Annotated in this window: 16 protein-coding genes and 1 pseudogene; 7 read left to right on the top strand and 10 right to left on the bottom strand. The window is 71.2% G+C overall.

Going from position 1 to position 16182, the window contains the following annotated elements:
* Positions 1 to 104: 104 nt before the first annotated feature.
* The gene (locus IF30_RS0123270; RefSeq protein ID WP_030241715.1) at positions 105 to 527 is read left to right on the top strand and encodes a CoA-binding protein; all 423 of its coding nucleotides are present in this window, start codon (positions 105 to 107) and stop codon (positions 525 to 527) included.
* On the opposite strand, the gene IF30_RS0123265 is transcribed toward IF30_RS0123270, so the two are convergent.
* The 3 genes from IF30_RS0123265 to IF30_RS0123255 are packed head-to-tail and all read right to left on the bottom strand — an operon-like array spanning position 524 to position 3441.
* On the bottom strand, positions 524 to 1738 hold the full coding sequence (locus IF30_RS0123265; RefSeq protein ID WP_030241712.1) for a dipeptidase: 1215 nt from the start codon (positions 1736 to 1738) through the stop codon (positions 524 to 526). The two genes, IF30_RS0123270 and IF30_RS0123265, sit on opposite strands and share 4 nt — an antisense overlap.
* A 36-nt stretch (positions 1739 to 1774) precedes the next feature.
* Positions 1775 to 2305 (bottom strand): 5-(carboxyamino)imidazole ribonucleotide mutase, encoded by a 531-nt coding sequence (purE, locus tag IF30_RS0123260; protein ID WP_030241708.1) that lies wholly within the window; start codon positions 2303 to 2305, stop codon positions 1775 to 1777.
* A complete protein-coding gene (locus IF30_RS0123255; protein WP_030241705.1) occupies positions 2302 to 3441 on the bottom strand; it encodes a 5-(carboxyamino)imidazole ribonucleotide synthase in 1140 nt (379 codons plus the stop codon). Before IF30_RS0123255 ends, purE begins: the two co-directional genes overlap by 4 nt.
* Before the next feature lie 260 nt (positions 3442 to 3701).
* Here IF30_RS0123255 and IF30_RS0123250 point away from each other — a divergent pair, with 260 nt between their 5' ends.
* Together IF30_RS0123250 and IF30_RS0123245 are read left to right on the top strand one after the other, a co-directional pair.
* Positions 3702 to 4298, top strand: a complete 597-nt coding sequence (locus IF30_RS0123250) for a GtrA family protein (RefSeq protein ID WP_051710906.1) — start codon at positions 3702 to 3704, stop codon at positions 4296 to 4298.
* Positions 4299 to 4506: 208 nt separating this feature from the next.
* Positions 4507 to 4800: pseudogene (locus IF30_RS0123245) on the top strand (ester cyclase); the annotation flags it as partial.
* Between the two features lie 128 nt (positions 4801 to 4928).
* Here the strand turns inward: IF30_RS0123245 and IF30_RS0123240 are convergent.
* Both IF30_RS0123240 and IF30_RS0123235 read right to left on the bottom strand, forming a co-directional pair.
* Positions 4929 to 6176 (bottom strand): ATP-binding protein, encoded by a 1248-nt coding sequence (locus IF30_RS0123240; RefSeq protein WP_030241697.1) that lies wholly within the window; start codon positions 6174 to 6176, stop codon positions 4929 to 4931.
* Positions 6177 to 6238: 62 nt separating this feature from the next.
* Positions 6239 to 6913 (bottom strand): response regulator transcription factor, encoded by a 675-nt coding sequence (locus tag IF30_RS0123235; protein ID WP_030058577.1) that lies wholly within the window; start codon positions 6911 to 6913, stop codon positions 6239 to 6241.
* A gap of 329 nt (positions 6914 to 7242) precedes the next feature.
* Between IF30_RS0123235 and IF30_RS0123230 the strand changes: the two genes are divergently transcribed.
* Together IF30_RS0123230 and IF30_RS0123225 are read left to right on the top strand one after the other, a co-directional pair.
* On the top strand, positions 7243 to 8751 hold the full coding sequence (locus IF30_RS0123230) for a peptide MFS transporter (protein ID WP_030241693.1): 1509 nt from the start codon (positions 7243 to 7245) through the stop codon (positions 8749 to 8751).
* A 256-nt stretch (positions 8752 to 9007) separates the two neighbouring features.
* Positions 9008 to 11026: a prolyl oligopeptidase family serine peptidase gene (locus tag IF30_RS0123225; protein WP_030241690.1), complete on the top strand. Its 2019-nt coding sequence runs from the start codon at positions 9008 to 9010 to the stop codon at positions 11024 to 11026.
* 218 nt (positions 11027 to 11244) lie between these two features.
* Here the strand turns inward: IF30_RS0123225 and IF30_RS0123220 are convergent, their stop codons facing one another.
* From IF30_RS0123220 to IF30_RS0123200, 4 genes are all read right to left on the bottom strand, one after another.
* Positions 11245 to 12027, bottom strand: coding sequence for an oxidoreductase (locus IF30_RS0123220; protein ID WP_030241689.1), 783 nt, complete (start codon positions 12025 to 12027; stop codon positions 11245 to 11247).
* Between the two features lie 79 nt (positions 12028 to 12106).
* Positions 12107 to 12685, bottom strand: a complete 579-nt coding sequence (locus IF30_RS0123215) for a TetR/AcrR family transcriptional regulator (RefSeq protein WP_030241686.1) — start codon at positions 12683 to 12685, stop codon at positions 12107 to 12109.
* 288 nt (positions 12686 to 12973) lie between these two features.
* Complete coding sequence (locus tag IF30_RS0123205) at positions 12974 to 13225, bottom strand: hypothetical protein (protein WP_030241683.1); 252 nt, start codon at positions 13223 to 13225, stop codon at positions 12974 to 12976.
* Positions 13222 to 13584 (bottom strand): ATP-binding protein, encoded by a 363-nt coding sequence (locus tag IF30_RS0123200; RefSeq protein ID WP_051710904.1) that lies wholly within the window; start codon positions 13582 to 13584, stop codon positions 13222 to 13224. The genes IF30_RS0123205 and IF30_RS0123200 overlap by 4 nt, the downstream gene beginning before the upstream one ends.
* A gap of 283 nt (positions 13585 to 13867) precedes the next feature.
* Between IF30_RS0123200 and IF30_RS0123195 the strand changes: the two genes are divergently transcribed.
* Both IF30_RS0123195 and IF30_RS0123190 read left to right on the top strand, forming a co-directional pair.
* Positions 13868 to 14731 carry a helix-turn-helix domain-containing protein gene (locus IF30_RS0123195; RefSeq protein WP_030241677.1) on the top strand — a complete coding sequence of 288 codons (864 nt, stop codon included), beginning with the start codon at positions 13868 to 13870 and terminating at the stop codon, positions 14729 to 14731.
* Positions 14724 to 14921: a DUF397 domain-containing protein gene (locus tag IF30_RS0123190; RefSeq protein ID WP_030241676.1), complete on the top strand. Its 198-nt coding sequence runs from the start codon at positions 14724 to 14726 to the stop codon at positions 14919 to 14921. Before IF30_RS0123195 ends, IF30_RS0123190 begins: the two co-directional genes overlap by 8 nt.
* A 56-nt stretch (positions 14922 to 14977) precedes the next feature.
* Here the strand turns inward: IF30_RS0123190 and hutI are convergent, their stop codons facing one another.
* On the bottom strand, positions 14978 to 16153 hold the full coding sequence (gene hutI / locus IF30_RS0123185; protein WP_030241674.1) for an imidazolonepropionase: 1176 nt from the start codon (positions 16151 to 16153) through the stop codon (positions 14978 to 14980).
* Positions 16154 to 16182: the final 29 nt, after the last annotated feature.

Here is a 16182-nt window from a genome sequence, read left to right as displayed (position 1 = left end):
AAGCAGAAGACGGCATACGAGATTTCTGCCTGTCTCGTGGGCTCGGAGATGTGTATAAGAGACAGCGCCGGAATCCGTCGCGCCCCGGCGTCGTTGGTACCGGCATGACGAGCTACGGCGACGACGCGACGGTCCGCGAGATCCTCACCGCCACCGGGGACACCTGGGCGGTGGTCGGCCTCTCCACCAACACCGCGAGGGCCGCGCACGGCGTGGCCCGGGTCCTGCAGCGCTACGGCAAGCGGGTCGTGCCGGTGCACCCCAAGGCCGAGACCGTCCTCGGCGAGCGGGGCTACGCCTCGCTCGCCGAAATCCCGTTCCCGGTCGACGTGGTGGACGTGTTCGTGAACAGTGCGCTGGCCGGGGAGGTGGCGGACCAGGCGGTGGCGGTCGGGGCGAAGGCGGTCTGGTTCCAGCTCGGCGTGGTGGACGAGGCCGCGTTCGAGCGCACTCGGGAGGCCGGGCTGGCCATGGTGATGGACAGGTGCCCGGCCATCGAGATCCCGCTGCTGACGGAGCCCGGCTAGGCGTTCGCGCCGTCCAGCGCGGCGATGGTGGCGATGGACGGGCGGCGGCTCGCGCGCAGCGTGGCGGCCACCGATTCGGCGTCGCGCAGGACGCGGACGGCGTTGTGCCAGGTGAGCTTGGCCAGGTCGGTCTCGGACCAGTGGCGCCGCAGGAGTTCGGCGATCAGGTTGGGGTAGCCGGCCACCGAGTCCAGGCCGTCGGGCAGGAAGGCGGTGCCGTCGAAGTCGCCGCCGATGCCGATGTGGTCGATGCCGGCGACTTCGCGCATGTGGTCGAGGTGGTCGGCGACGGTGGCCGGGGTGGTGACGGGGCGCGGGTTCGCGGCCGCGAAGGCGTGCTGGCAGGCCATGGCCGCCGGGGTGGTGTCGAGCGGGTGGAAGCCGTGGGCGGTCATGTTCTCGTCCGCGGCGAGGGTCCAGTCGATGGCGGCGGGCAGGATGAACTTGGGCACGAAGGTGGCCATCGCCACGCCGCCGTTGGCGGGCAGTTGGGCGAGGACGTCGTCCGGGATGTTGCGCGGGTGGTCGCAGACGGCGCGGGCGGAGGAGTGCGAGAAGACCACCGGCGCCTCGGTGACCCGCAGGGCGTCCCGCATGGTGTCGGCGGAGACGTGCGAGAGGTCGACCAGCATGCCGAGCCGGTTCATCTCCCGGACGACTTCCTCGCCGAAGCGGGTGAGGCCGCCGGCCGCCGGCTCGTCGGTCGCGGAGTCGGCCCACGGCACGTTGTCGTTGTGGGTGAGCGTCAGGTAGCGCACGCCGAGTTCGTAGAGGGCGCGCAGGGTGGCGAGTGAGCAGTCGATGGAGTGGCCGCCTTCGGCGCCCATCAGGGAGGCGATCCGGCCCTCCGCGCGGGTGGCCTCCATGTCCGCGGCGGTGCGGGCCAGGCGGAGCCGGTCGGGGTAGCGCTCGACCAGGGCGTGGACGAAGTCGATCTGCTCCAGGGTGGCGCTGACGGCGTGGTCGCCGGCCAGGGAGGAGGGGACGAAGACGGACCAGAACTGCGCGCCGACCCCGCCTTCCGCGAGCCGGTCGAGGTCGGTGTGCAGGCGCTCGCTCTGGTCGGCGGCGAGGTCGAGCGCACCGAGGTCGTACCCGGCCTGCTCGCGCATCGCCCAGGGGAGGTCGTTGTGCCCGTCCACCACGGGGGTGGTGCGCAGCAGGGCGCGGGCGCGGTCCAGCGGGGTGGGGGAGTCCAGGTCAGAGGTCATGCGAGCTGTTCTACCCCACCCCGGCGGGCGGACGGGCTACTTGCCGAAGCCGAAGGAGGAGGAACCGGCCACCTTGGCCCGGAGCTTCTTGCCCTTCTCGGTGGCCTGGTTGTTCAGGTCGGCCTGGAAGTCGGTCATCTTCTCGGTGAGTTCGGGGTCGAACGCGGCGAGGATCCGCACGGCGAGCAGGCCGGCGTTGCGCGCGCCGGCCACCGAGACGGTCGCGACCGGTACGCCGGCCGGCATCTGGACGATCGACAGCAGGCTGTCCATGCCGTCGAGGTAGCGCAGCGGCACCGGCACGCCGATGACCGGCAGCGGGGTGACCGAGGCGAGCATGCCGGGCAGGTGGGCGGCGCCGCCGGCGCCCGCGATGATCGCCTTCAGCCCGCGCCGGTGGGCGTTCTCGCCGTACGCGACCATCTCGCGCGGCATCCGGTGGGCGGAGACGACGTCCACCTCGTAGGGGATCTCGAACTCGTCGAGGGCCTGGGCGGCGGCCTCCATGACGGGCCAGTCGGAGTCCGACCCCATCACGATGCCGACAACGGGAGCAGCGGGGCTCATTCGGTGATCGTTCCTCGCAGGTAGGCGGCCGCGTGGCGGGCGCGCTCGCGGACGTCTTCGAGGTCGTCCCCGAAGACGTTGACGTGGCCGACCTTGCGGACGGGCTTCACGTCCTTCCCGTACATGTGGATCCGCAGTCCGGGGTCGCGGGCCATGCAGTGCAGGAAGGCGTGGTACATGTCCGGGTAGTCGCCGCCGAGGACGTTGACCATGACGGTCCACTTGGCGCGCGGCCGGGGGTCGCCGAGCGGGAGGTCGAGGACGGCCCGCAGGTGGTTCTCGAACTGGGAGGTGACTGCGCCGTCCTGGGTCCAGTGGCCGGAGTTGTGCGGGCGCATGGCGAGTTCGTTGACCAGGATGCGGCCGTCGCGGGTCTGGAACAGTTCGACGGCGAGGTGGCCGGTGATGCCGAGGTCGCCGGCGATCCGCAGGGCGAGTTGCTGGGCTTCGTCGGAGAGGGCCGGGTCGAGGTCGGGGGCGGGGGCGGTGACCTCGGCGCAGACGCCGTTCTCCTGGACGCTCTCGACCACCGGGTAGGCGACGGCCTGGCCGCTGGGCGAGCGGACCACGTTGGCGGCGAGTTCGCGGACGAAGTCGACCTTCTCCTCGGCCAGCACGGGGACGCCGGCGAGGAACGGGGCCTGGGCCTCTTCCTCGGTGTCGACGACCCAGACGCCCTTGCCGTCGTAGCCGCCCCGGACGGTCTTGAGGACGACGGGGTAGCCGGCGCCCTCGTGCGCGAAGGCGGTGACGTCGGCCGGGTCGGCGACGATCCGGTGCCGGGGGCAGGGCACGCCGATGGAGTCGAGCTTGGCCCGCATCACGCCCTTGTCCTGGGCGTTGACGAGCGCGTCGGGGCCGGGGCGGACGGCGATGCCGTCGGCCTCCAGGGCGCGCAGGTGCTCGGTGGGGACGTGCTCGTGGTCGAAGGTGACCACGTCGCAGCCCGCGGCGAAGCGGCGCAGGGTGTCGAGGTCGCGGTAGTCGCCGAGGACGACGTCGGAGACCACCTGCGCGGCGGAGTCCTGGGGCGTGTCGGCGAGGAGTTTGAACCTGACCCCGAGCGGGATCCCCGCTTGGTGTGCCATGCGGGCCAGCTGCCCGCCACCGATCATGCCCACCACTGGAAAATTCACATTGCCCGGGGAAGTCACCCGGCCAGGATATCCGGGCCGGTGGGGCGTGGTGGAGCCGCCTGTGGGCCCCTGTCGGCGGACGCGCGTAGATGCCGGTCGGGAGTTCAGGGGGCTGAGCCGTTCGGCGGAAGCGGGTAGCCTGGACGGCCGGGTCCTGGTCTGCGCGGTCTGATCATGTGCGTGCACGCAGGGCTCTAGGGGCGGCCGAGAAGCCGCGTCCAGCCCCTCATCGTCCCCCAGGTGCATGGAGGCAGTCCGGAATGGCGACGACCGCAGCTTCGAAGACCCCGCTCGTGCAGAGACTGCGCGGGCTCAAGGGCGAAGTCGTGAAGTTCGGCATCGTCGGCCTGAGCGGCGTGGTGGTCAACTTCGCCGTCTTCTGGGTCTGCATCAACGGCCTTGGCCTCGCCTCGGTGCGGTCGAACATCGCGGCGACGGTGATCGCGATCGCCACCAACTACCTCGGCTACCGCTACTGGCTGTACCGGGACCGCGACGCCGCCTCCCGCAAGCGGGAGATCACGCTGTTCCTGGTCTACAGCGGCATCGGCATGCTGATCGAGACCGGCGTGCTGGGCTTCTCGGTGTACGTGCTGAAGCTGGACTCGCACTACGAGCAGCTGGGCGCCAAGGTGATCGGCCTCGCCGTGGCCACCGTGTTCCGCTTCGTCTCGTACCGCACCTGGGTGTTCAAGGCCGCGCCGGAGCCGACCGCGCCGACCGAGCCGACGGCGCCGACCGCGCGGCACCCGCACCTGCAGCCGCAGCCGGTGGGCACCCTGAGCGCGCGGGAGCTGGCCGCCGAGGCCGAGCTGCTGCTGGCCGCCGAGCCGATCCGCTTCGCCAAGGCCGAGTAGGCCACGGAGCCGCGCAGCCCGAGCACCCCAGCGCCCCAGCGCCCTGCGCCCCGGCAGGGAGTGCTCCGACAGCCCCGGCGGGCCGGACCGGCCGCCGGGGCTTGCCGCGTCCGCCGCCACCGGAGGACAGTGGTGACGGGGGCGAAGGCGGCGGAGGGCGAGCACGGCCCGCGGACGATCACCGCCGAGGGGGTCCAGGAGGCTCGCCATGACGTTCGTCCAGATCATCGACTGCAGGACCGACCGGCTCGACGACCTCAACCGGCTGATGGACGCCTGGGTCGAGGCGACCCGGGGCAGGCGCACGGCCTCCCACGCGCTGGTCGGCACCGACCGTTCCGACCCCCGGCACGTGGTGGAAGTCGTGGAGTTCCCCTCCTACGAGGAGGCGATGCGCAACTCCGACCTCCCCGAGACCGACCGGATCTTCCGCGAGATGGTGGCGCTCTGCGATGCGCCGCCGACCTTCACCGACCTCGACGTGGTCCGCGACATGCAGCTCGCCTAGCTCGCCTGGCTCGCCTGACTCGGCTGGCTGCCGATCCTCACCTCGGGTGCCGGGCCCCCGCCTCGGGTGCCGGGCCCTCACCCTCGGGTGCTGGCCGCCGCCGCTCCGGCGCGTGGCCCCGCTCAGTCCTCGTGGCTGCGCCCGAGGAAGAGCGCGAACACCGCCGGCTTCAGCGAGAGCAGTTCGAGCCGCCCGCCGTCCGCCTCCGCGAGGTCGCGGGCGACGGCGAGGCCGATGCCGGTGGAGTTGCGGCCGCTGACGGCGCGCTCGAAGACCCGGTTGCCGAGGTCCGCCGGTACTCCGGCGCCCTGGTCCTGCACCTCGACCACCACCGAGGTGCCGGACGGCCGGATCCGCAGGGTGATCGTTCCGGCGCCGTGCATGAGGGAGTTCTCGATCAGGGTGGCCAGCACCTGGGCGACCGTCCCGGGGGTGCCGACGGCGGTGATCCCGTGCAGGCCCTCCAGGGACAGCACCCGGCCCTGTTCGCGCAGGGTCGGTCCCCACTCCTCCACCTGCTGCTTGATCACCTCGTCGAGGTCGAAGGCGACGGCGGTGGGGCTGCGCGGGTCGCGCTGGGTGGTGAGCAGCCGCTGGACGACGTCGGTGAGCCGCTCGACCTGCTGCAGGGCGATGGTGGCCTCTTCCTTGACCGTCTCCGGGTCCTCGGCGAGGGCGGTGATCTCCTCCAGCCGCATGGAGAGCGCGGTGAGGGGGGTGCGCAGCTGGTGCGAGGCGTCGGCGGCGAGTCGGCGCTCGGCGGTGAGCATCCGGGCGATCCGTTCGGCGCTGGTGTCCAGCACTTCGGCGACCCGGTCGAGTTCGGGCACCCCGTAGCGGCGGTCGCGCGGGCGGGGGTCGCCGGATCCGAGCCGTTCGGCGGTCTCGGCGAGGTCGGTGAGCGGCCGGGCGAGTCGTTTGGCCTGCCAGACCGCGAGGGCCACGGCGGCCTGGACGGCGAGCAGGGCGACGACGCCGAGCAGCAGCAGGTTGTTGGCGATCTCGTGGTCGACGTCCCGGCGGGACTGTTCGACGGTGACGGTCTCGCCGCTGTTGCCGCGTTCGACGGCCTTCAGCAGGTGGTCGCCGGCCGGGCGTTCGCCGGCCGAGACGACCTGCTGGCCGGGGACCTGCACCTCGACGTAGCTGCCCTCGGTGACCTGGCTCTCGAACGCCCGCGCCTCGGTGACCGACTCGCCGGCCGCGATCCGGCTCTCGACCAGGGCGAGCACCCGGACGGCGGCCGCGTCGACCCGGTCCTGGGCCGAGTTGACGATGGTGCGCTTCTCGACCAGGGCGAGCGGCACGCAGAACACCACGACCACCACCAGGACGACGCCCAGCAGCGAGTTGATCATCCGGCGTTTCACGCTGCCGCTCCCCGAGGTGTTCCGCTTCACCGGCCGTGGTCCGGTCCGGTCTCCGTGCGGGGTTAATTCTTCTCGAACCGGAACCCCACCCCGCGCACGGTGGCGATGTAGCGCGGGTTGGCCGCGTCGTCGCCGAGCTTCTTGCGGAGCCAGGAGATGTGCATGTCCAGGGTCTTGGTGGAGGTCCACCACGTGGTGTCCCAGACCTGCCGCATGATCTCCTCGCGGGTGACCACCCGGCCGGCGTCGCGGACGAGGACGCGCAGCAGTTCGAACTCCTTGGCGGAGAGGGTGAGCTCCTCGTCGCCGAGCCAGGCGCGGTGGGACTCGATGTCGATCTTCACCCCGTGTGCGCCGGTGGTGAGCTGGTCGACGTTGCCGCGCCGGAGCAGGGCCCGGACCCGGGCGAGCAGTTCGGCCAGGCGGAAGGGCTTGGTGACGTAGTCGTCGGCGCCGGCGTCGAGGCCGACCACCGTGTCCACCTCGTCGGCGCGGGCGGTGAGTACCAGGACGGGGCAGCTCTTGCCGTCGGCGCGCAGGCGGCGGCAGACCTCCAGGCCGTCCATCTCGGGCAGCCCGAGGTCGAGGACGACGAGGTCGACCTCCTCGGTGAGGCCGGCGGCCAGTGCGGTCGGACCGTCCTCGCGGACGAGCACCTCATAGCCCTCGCGTCGCAGGGCCCGGGCGAGGGGTTCGGAGATCGCCGGATCGTCCTCGGCAAGCAGCACACAGGTCATGTGGTGATGGTAGTCCGCCGGGGTTAGCCCGTACGCCCTGTGAGGTAGTTCACAGAGCGTGATCGTTATGCGGGCATCCGACTGGGCTCAACACGCCGTGGCAGGCCGCCCGTTCGGCGAAGAATGCTCCCGTGGATCTTGAATCCGAAGGAAGACTGCCCGATCTACCATGGATCAATCGGGAAGGTCTGTTGATCACTTTGCCATTCCCATACCTAATTCGTGGCTTTTGTCATCTGATACATCCAAATACCGCCACGTAGAGTGGTTTCGTCCACGTCCGCCGCCACCCCCCTAGGCGGACGCTGTCAGGCAAGGAACCCCTATTCATGGCGTCTACGACCCTGGACGCCGGCGTCACGTCGGCCTCTCCCAGCGGCAAGACCTTCCTCGGTCACCCCCGAGGACTCGCCACTCTCTTCATGAGCGAGATGTGGGAGCGCTTCAGCTACTACGGCATGCGTGCCCTGCTGGTGCTCTACATGACCGCCTCCGTCACGGACGGCGGCCTCGGCATGAAGATGGCGGTCGCCTCCGCCGTGTACAGCGTCTACACGGCCATGGTGTACCTGCTTGCCCTCCCGGGCGGCTGGATCGCCGACCGCTTCCTCGGCGCCCGCAAGACCGTCGCACTCGGTGGCGCGATCATCATGATCGGCCACTTCCTGCTGGCCGTCCCGGTCAGCGCCTCGTTCTTCGTCGGCCTGGTCTTCATCGCGGTCGGCTCGGGTCTGCTCAAGGCCAACATCTCCACGATGGTCGGCCACCTCTACGACGGCCCGAACGACCCCCGCCGCGACGGCGGGTTCACGATCTTCTACATGGGCATCAACCTCGGCGCCTTCGTCGCCCCGCTGGTCGTCGGCACCGTCGGCCAGCAGGTCGACTGGCACCTCGGCTTCGCCCTCGCCGGTGTCGGCATGGCTCTCGGCCTGTTCCAGTTCCTGCTGGGCACCCGCCACCTGAGCCCGAAGAGCAGCGTCGTCACCTCGCCGATCAGCCCGGCCGAGAAGCGGGCGATCTTCACCAAGGCCGGCATCTGGCTGGCCATCGCCGCCGCGTTCTACGCGGTCGTCGGCCTCACCGGCCACTTCACCATCAACTGGGCGATCTGGCCGCTGTCCATCGCCGGCCTGGCCATACCGGTCTTCGTCTTCGCCAAGGTGAAGCGCGACAAGGACCTCGACGCCGCCGAGCAGTCCCGGATGAGCGGCTACATCTGGTTCTTCGTCGCCGCCGCCGTGTTCTGGATGATCTACGACCAGTCCGGCTCGACGCTGAACGTGTTCGCCAACGACCACACGGCCTCGACCCTGCTCGGGTTCGACTTCCCGTCCAGCTGGTTCCAGTCGCTCAACCCGCTGTACATCATGGCGCTGGCCCCCGTCTTCGCCTGGATCTGGGTCGCGCTGGCCCGCCGGTCGAAGAACCCCAGCACCACCATGAAGTTCGCCTTCGGTCTGCTGATGATCGGCGCGTCCTTCTTCGTCATGATGCTGGCGATGGCCGCCGCCTCCGGCGGTGCCAAGGTCACCCCGCTGTGGCTGGCCGTGGTCTACCTGGTCCAGACCGTCGGCGAGCTCACCCTCTCCCCCGTCGGCCTGTCCGTCACCACCAAGCTGGCACCCACCAAGTACGCCAGCCAGATGATGGGCGTCTGGTTCCTCGCCGTCACCGCGGGTGACTGCGTCGCCGCGATCTTCCAGCTGGTGCTGGGCGACGACGTGGTCGGAGGCACCGCGTACTTCGCGGTCCAGGGCGCCATGGCGATCCTCGCCGGCATCGCCCTGGCGATGTACCGCAAGAAGGTCGTCAAGCTCATGGGCGACGTGCACTGACGCGCCGACCCCCCGACGCGCTCACGCGCTGACGACCGGCTCACGACTCCGGGGCCGCCGTGGATTCCTGAGATCCACGGCGGCCCCGGTCGTTTTCGTCCCGGCCGTGCCCCCCGGCCGTGCCCCCCGGCCGTATCGGTCCCGGTCTTGTTCGGCCCGGCCGTGTCCGTCCTGGTCCGGTCCGTCCCGGCCGTGTCCGTCCCGGTCGTTTCGTCCCCTCGACGGGACCACCCCGCGGCTGCCTATCGTGCCCGGCATGACCACTGACTCGCTGCCCCGCCAGCTGGCCCGCACCCGGCGGTTCACCCTGGGCATCCCGGTCCAGCCGGAGCCCTCCGCCGACGGCACCACCGTGCTGTTCCTGCGCGGCCGCACCGGCACCGACCCGATCACCCGCCTCTGGGCGCTGGACACCGCGACCGGCGCGGAGCGACTGGTCGCCGACCCCGCCGCGCTGGGCTCCACCACCGGCATCGCCTCGTACGCCACCGACGCCACCGGCCGCTACGCGGCCTTCGCGCTGGACGGCGGGCTGTGGCTGGCCGACACCGCCGAGGGGGCCGTGCGCGCGGTCGCCTCCGCCGGTGAGCCCCGGGAGGTGCGGCTGGACCCGACCGGCCACCGGATCGCCTATGTCAGCGGCGGCGCCCTGCGGGTGGTCGGCGCGGACGGTACGGACGACCGGGCGCTCGCCGAGCCCGAGGCCGAGGACGTCACGTACGGGCTCGCCGAGTACGTCGCCGCCGAGGAGATGTACCGCACCCGCGGCCACTGGTGGTCCCCCGACGGCACCGCCCTGCTCGCCGCCCGGGTCGACGAGCGCCCGGTCACCCGGATCTTCCTGGCCGACCCCGCCGATCCCCGCCGGCCGCCGCGCACGATCCGCTACCCGCTGGCCGGCACCGCCAACGCCGACGTCTCGCTGTGGCTGCTCGGCCTCGACGGCAGCCGTACCGAGGTCCGCTGGGACCGCACCGCGTTCGAGTACGTCACCGCCGCCGGCTGGGACGGACACGGCCCGTACGCCGCCGTGCAGAGCCGCGACCAGCGCACCGTCCGCACCCTGGCGATCGGACCCGACGGCACCACCCGGGTGCTCGCCGAACGCGACGACCCGCACTGGATCGAACTCCTCCCCGGACTGCCGGTCCGAACGGCGGGCGGCGCGCTGATCGACACCGCTGACGACGGCGACACCCGGCACCTGACCGTCGACGGCGAACCCGTCACCCCGGCCGGACTGCAGCTGCGGGCCGTCCTCGGCACGGAGGGCGAGCAGGTGCTGTTCACCGCCTCCGACGAGCCCACCGAGACCCACCTCTGGACGTACGAACCCGCGGTCGGCGTACGGAGGTCGAGCGACGGACCGGGCCTGCACACCGGCGTCGGGCGGGGCGGCACGCTGGTCGTCACCACCCGGGCCACCGCCCATCTCACGACCGTTCTGCGGGACGGCGCTCCGGCCCGCCCGCTCATCTCGTACGCCGAGCCGCCCGTCGTCACCGCCCGCCCCGAGCTGCTCCGCCTCGGCCCGCGCGAGCTGCGTGCCGGCCTCTTCCTGCCCACCGGCCACCGCCCCGGGGACGGCCCGCTGCCCGTCCTGCTCGACCCGTACGGCGGGCCCGCCACGCAGAAGGTCACCGCGGGCGGCGTCTGGTGGGATCTCGTCTCCCGGTGGTTCGCCGAGCAGGGCTTCGCGGTGCTGGTGGTGGACGGCCGGGGCACCCCGGGGCGCGGTCCGCTGTGGGACAAGACGATCTACGGTGACAAGGGCGGACCCGCGCTGGAGGACCAGATCGACGGCCTGCGGGAGGTCGCCCGGCTGCGGCCCGGGCTGCTCGACCTCGACCGGGTGGCCATCCGCGGCTGGTCCTACGGCGGCTTCCTCGCCGCCCTCGCGGTGCTGCGCCGCCCGGACGTCTTCCACGCCGCCTCGGCCGGGGCCGCGCCCACCGACAGCCGGCTCTACGACACCCACTGGCAGGAACGATTCCTCGGCCACCCGGACGAGCATCCCGAGCACTACGACTCCTGCGACCTGACCACCGAGGCACCGAAGCTCAGCCGCCCGCTGCTGCTGATCCAGGGCCTCGCGGACGACAACGTCTTCCCCGCCCACACCCTGCGGCTCTCCCACGCCCTGCTCGCCGCCGGCCGCCCGCACGAGGTGCTGCCGCTGCGCGGCGCCGGGCACCGGCCCGCCGACGAGGCGGCGGTGGAGAACCTGCTGTGGCACGAACTCGACTTCCTGCGGCGGTCGTTGGGCGTGGAGTGAGTCGCACCCGCGCCACCGGACGCCGCTGCCCGGTCGCCGACCATCCGGCCGGCGCGTAGACAGCACCAGAAAGCGCAGGAAGTCGGCCGGGCCGACTTCCTGCGCGTTCAGGTGGAGTGCGAGGAAAGCTTCACCCCGATGAAGGCGTCCGGTGCGAACCCGATCGAGGCGCATTGCCCGGAACCGCCGGGTCTTGGCCGCACAGCGCGCCGGTCGTCTCACACCGTCTTGATGCCGCCGCCCTCGACGACGTAGTCAGCGCCGGTGACGCTTGCCGCGCGGTCCGAGACGAGAAACGCGACGACGGCCGCGACCTCATCGGGCTCGACCATGCGGCCGGTGGTCAGGCCCATCGCCGCGGGCACCCCGGCCACGAAGTCGCGGTGACCGACACCGTTCGCCTCTGCGAGGCGGGCACCGAAGCCGTCGGCGTCCTCCCACATGCCGGTACGCGTCGGACCGGGAGAGACGGTGTTCACGCGTACGCCCTGCGGGCCGAACTCCTCGGACAGCGCCTTGCCGAACGCGTTGAGACCCGCCTTCGCGACGCCGTACTCGATCGGGCCCGTGCCCGGCAGGCGTGCGCTCATCGACGAGATGTTCACCACCGAACCGCGGCGCTCCAGGAGGCTCGGCAGCAGCCGACGGGTGACCCGGACCGTGCCGAACAGGTTGACCTCGAAGCTCTGCGCCCACAGGGTGTCGTCGGTCGCGAGGAACCCGCCGAAGGTGAACGAGTCGCCGCCGCCCAGGTTGTTGACCAGGATGTCCACCCCGCCCAGCTCCGCGAGCGCCTGCGCCCCCAACTCCTCGGCGCCTTCCGGCGTGCTCAGGTCGACCGCGACCGGGTGGGCCCCGGCCTCCTTCAGCTCGGCCGTGATCGTGCGGGCCGCACCCACCACGCGGACCCCTTCGGCGATGAGCTGCCGGGTGATCGCGAGGCCCACGCCCCGGCTGGCTCCGGTGACGACGGCGGTCTTCCCAGCGAGGTCGAGCTCCATGTCGGACTCCTTGAATGTATTTGAATTACAGGTACAAAACTGGCCCGCAAAAAAGCCGGCGCCGACCGGCGGCGTCGGACTACAGCGACCCGATCGCCGCGTCCACGACCCGCCTCAACTGCGTTGCGTCCTCGGCGGTCTTCGCCAGCACCCGCATACCGATCACCGTTGCGAGCAACCAGGCGGCCAGCGCCGCCGCGTCGTGGCCGCCGGCGATCTCACCGGTCCGCTGGCCTTCCTCGACGGTCGCCCGCAACGCACTCTCCGTACGCGCGAACATCTTGCGCACCGCGTCCGTCGCTCCGGCGTCCGAGGTGGCCAACTCGGCGGCGGTGTTGACCGCCATGCAGCCACGCCGATCCGGGTCACCCAGGTCGAGCTCGACCAGCGCCTCCAGCGCACCCCGCAGTCGGTCCTTCGCCGAACCGGGGTGATCGAGAAGCTCCTCCAGCCACGCGGCCTGTGAGTCGCGGTAGCGCATGAGCGCCCGCTCGAACAGGGCACGCTTACTGCCGAAGGCGTTGTACAGACTGCCCTTGCCGATGCCGATCTCGTCCACGAGGTCCTGCGGCGTCGTCGCGGCGTATCCCTTGCGCCAGAACACGCCCATGGCGCGTTCCACCGCCACGTCCGGATCGAACTCCTTGGGTCTGCCCATGACGCCACCGTAGCATCATTCTTGACCTTGAGGTCAAATAAAGTTGCTTCCCAGCGCCGACCGGTAAGGGCTTCTTCCGGACGCAGCACCATGGGGCCGCAGCCGGTCCAGCCCGCTCGCGGCAGAGCCCACGGGCTCCCGCGAGGCCCACGCCCTGGACGGGCGGGGGCCTTCGCGTGTCTCAGTGCCGCTCGGCGCGGGGCGCCTCGAACGTCGCGATGACGCCGGGAGCCACGGTGGCGACCGCGAGGGCGAACAGGGCGACGAGGATCGCGCCGACGAAGAGCCTCACCGGCGCCACGGCTCGTCCCGCTCCAGGTCGCGGAGCAGGTGGAGGAGGTTGAGCAGAGTGCTGACCGGCGCGTTGCCGAAGTCGACCAGGATGCGGCCGTCGAGGGTGGTCTCGCCCGCCGAGGCGGAGCCCCAGAGGAGCCCGTGGGGCATGCCGCGCCGGTGCAACTCGCCGAGCAGGGCGGTGATGTGGGCCCCGGTGTAGTCGCGCAGCCGGGGGTCGTCCGGCGCGATCGGGTCGCGGGTCACGCGAGGGAGTCCAGCTCGTACCAGGTGATCTTGCCGCGCTTCTGGGGGTCGACGCCCCAGCGGTGGGTGAGCCCCTCCACGAGCTGGAGGCCCCGCCCTGCCTCGGCGAGGTCGGCGGGCGTTCGCGGCTGGGGGAGGGCGTCACTCTCGTCGGAGACGGTGACCCGGAGGGTGCGGTCGAGGATGGAGAACCAGACGACGGGCGCGGGGGTGCCGCCGTGCCGCCAGGCGTTGACGATCAGCTCGCAGAGGGCGAGTTCGGCGTTGAAGATGGTCTCGGCGTCCCAGCCGTTGCGGGTCATGGCGTCCCGCAGGGCCTGCTTGGAGAGGGTGAGCGAGGGGGTGTTGCGGATGCACACGGGAACCTCCGTGAGGCGGTGGTGTGGGAAGAGGTGACGGCGGTCGTCACCGTGAGCCAGGCCGGGGCGGCGGCTGCTCTTCGGCGCGCGGGCAGCAGGCGCCTACTGCCGTGGATGCAGGCATTACTGACGATCCGTCGGATCGATCTGGCGACAACGATAGCGCATCGCCACTTAAAGTTAAGATGGATCCGCGAACGTTCCCCCGATGGAGTGCCGGGCCTGGTGGCGGGCCGTGTCCAAGGCACGGCAGACTGAGGCCTGTACCTGCAGAGAGGACGCCATGGCCAACCGGATCCCGACCCTTCGTCAGCGGCGCCTCGGCAGCGAGCTGCGGAGGATGCGAGAGCAAGCCGGCTTCGGTGGCAGCCACCTCGCTCGCCTGCTCGGGGTGACGCCCGCACTGGTGACCCAGATGGAGAACGGGAAGTCGGCAGTCAGCGAGCAGCGCCTACGCGAGATCGCGGCGGCTTGCATGTGCGCCAACACTCCCCTGATCGACGCCCTGGCGGACAGCGTCGCGGATGACGACAAAGGGAGTTGGTGGGAGGAATTCCGCGGGAGCCTCTCAGATGACTTCCTTGAGGTTGCCGAAATCGAGAGTCGAGCCCGAGGAATATCGCTCTACACGATGGCCTTCATTCCCGGGCTGCTCCAGACCGATGCCTACGCCTCGGCCGTGTTCGGCCGGTCCTATCCGCCTCTACCGCGCCAGGCGGTCGAACTGAGGACCGCCTTCCGCATGCGGCGGCAGCACATCCTTCGATCCGGCGACTTGCCGTACTCGGCATACATCCATGAGGCCGCGCTGCGCATGCAGTTCAGCGGAGCCAAGGTTCAGAGTGAACAACTCGGCGCCCTCATCGCGGCCTCCGAGCAGCCCAACATCTCGGTTCAAGTCGTCCTGTTCGAGGTCGACATGATCCCGCTCCCGAACGAGAACTTCACGTACGTCAAAGGTCCGGTGCAGGAACTCGACACGGTCCAGGCGGACTCGGGCGTCGGCAACTTTCTCTTTGATGCACCAGCCCACACGGCTCGATTCCGGTCGCTGCTTGCCCAGATCGGCTCGGCTGCCCTCTCGGTGGACGAGTCCCGAGATTTCATTCGATCCATCAAGAAGGACATGGAAAGCAAGTATGTCTAACTCTGCTTGGCAGAAGTCCAGTTACTCCGGCTCCAACGCTGACTGCGTCGAGGTGCGGACTGTCGACGGGTCCATCGAGCTCCGTGAGTCCGACGAGGGAGACGTCATCGTCCGCACCACTCGCCCCAAGTTCGCCGCCTTCCTCCGCGGAGCCAAGGCCGGCGAGTTCGACCACCTCACCGCCAACTAGCCAGAGCCCCCGCGCCCGCCACCCCGGGGGCGCGGGGGCCGTCTCCGGCCGGGGTCCTAGACCTCCCGGACTCCCGCCCGCCAGACCGCTGCCGTCAGCGGCACGCCCGGCCGGTACGCCAGGTGTACGTGCGAGGGCGCGTCGAGCAGCAGCAGGTCCGCCCGCGAGCCGACCGCCACCGTCCCCACGTCACTGCGCCGCAGCGCCCGCGCGCCGCCCGCGGTCGCCGCCCAGACCGCTTCGTCCGGCGTCATCCCCATCTCCCGCACCGCGACCGCGATGCAGAACGCCATCGAACTCGTGAAGCTGGAGCCGGGGTTGCAGTCCGTCGAGAGCGCCACCACCGCCCCCGCGTCCAGCAGTCGGCGCCCGCTCGGGTACTCGGCCCGGGTGGAGAACTCCGCCCCCGGCAGCAGGGTCGCGACCGTCCCCGACCCGGCCAGCGCCGCCACGTCCTCGTCCGTCAGGTGGGTGCAGTGGTCCGCCGAGGCGGCCCCCAGCTCGACGGCGAGCTGCACGCCCGGTCCGTAGCCGAGCTGGTTGGCGTGCACCCGGGGCGTGAGGCCGCGCTGGATGCCGGCGGTCAGGACGGCCCGCGCCTGGTCGCTGTCGAAGGCGCCCTTCTCGCAGAACACGTCCACCCAGCGGGCGTGCGGCGCGCAGGCGTCCAGCATCTCGCCGGTGACCAGGTCGACGTACCCGGCCGGGTCCTCGGCGTACTCGGGGGCGACCACGTGCGCGCCCAGGTAGGTGGTCTCCGGGGTGTGCCGGGAGGCGATCCGCAGTGCCCGGGCCTCGTCCTCGACCGTCAGCCCGTAGCCGGACTTGCACTCGATGGTGGTGGTGCCCTGGCCCAGCGCCTCCCGGACGAACCCCGCCAGGTTGGCGTCCAGTTCGGCGTCGGTCGCGGCCCGGGTGGCCGCCACCGTGGTCCGGATCCCGCCCGCCGTGTACGCCTGTCCGGACATCCGGGCGTTGAACTCGGCGGTGCGGTCGCCCGCGAACACCAGGTGGGCGTGCGAGTCGACGAAGCCGGGCAGCAGGGCCCGCCCCTCGGCGTCGAAGCGCTCGTCCGCGGCGGGTGCCTGCGCCGCCGGGCCGACCCAGGCGACGGTGTCGCCGTCGATCACCACGGCCGCGTCGGCCAGCAGGCCGAGCGGCCCGGTGCCGTGTCCGGGGTCGTTGGTGACCAGGCTGCCGATGCCGGTGATCAAGGTGGTGCTGCTGCTCAAGGCAACGCCTTCCGAAGGGAGTCGAACGG

The organism is Streptomyces sp. NRRL S-350 (assembly GCF_000719705.1).
Classification (GTDB): domain Bacteria; phylum Actinomycetota; class Actinomycetes; order Streptomycetales; family Streptomycetaceae; genus Kitasatospora.
The sequence above is the reverse complement of the archived record's forward strand: the minus strand, read 5'-3'. Positions and strand labels throughout refer to the sequence as shown.

Excerpts from the sequence above, each read along its gene's own strand:
- IF30_RS0123270 (WP_030241715.1), top strand. The coding sequence starts at position 105 with ATGACGAGCTACGGCGACGACGCGACGGTCCGCGAGATCCTCACCGCC.
- IF30_RS0123265 (WP_030241712.1), bottom strand. The coding sequence starts at position 1,738 with ATGACCTCTGACCTGGACTCCCCCACCCCGCTGGACCGCGCCCGCGCC.
- purE (WP_030241708.1), bottom strand. The coding sequence starts at position 2,305 with ATGAGCCCCGCTGCTCCCGTTGTCGGCATCGTGATGGGGTCGGACTCC.
- IF30_RS0123250 (WP_051710906.1), top strand. The coding sequence starts at position 3,702 with ATGGCGACGACCGCAGCTTCGAAGACCCCGCTCGTGCAGAGACTGCGC.
- IF30_RS0123235 (WP_030058577.1), bottom strand. The coding sequence starts at position 6,913 with ATGACCTGTGTGCTGCTTGCCGAGGACGATCCGGCGATCTCCGAACCC.
- IF30_RS0123230 (WP_030241693.1), top strand. The coding sequence starts at position 7,243 with ATGGCGTCTACGACCCTGGACGCCGGCGTCACGTCGGCCTCTCCCAGC.
- IF30_RS0123225 (WP_030241690.1), top strand. The coding sequence starts at position 9,008 with ATGACCACTGACTCGCTGCCCCGCCAGCTGGCCCGCACCCGGCGGTTC.
- IF30_RS0123220 (WP_030241689.1), bottom strand. The coding sequence starts at position 12,027 with ATGGAGCTCGACCTCGCTGGGAAGACCGCCGTCGTCACCGGAGCCAGC.
- IF30_RS0123215 (WP_030241686.1), bottom strand. The coding sequence starts at position 12,685 with ATGGGCAGACCCAAGGAGTTCGATCCGGACGTGGCGGTGGAACGCGCC.
- IF30_RS0123195 (WP_030241677.1), top strand. The coding sequence starts at position 13,868 with ATGGCCAACCGGATCCCGACCCTTCGTCAGCGGCGCCTCGGCAGCGAG.
- IF30_RS0123190 (WP_030241676.1), top strand. The coding sequence starts at position 14,724 with ATGTCTAACTCTGCTTGGCAGAAGTCCAGTTACTCCGGCTCCAACGCT.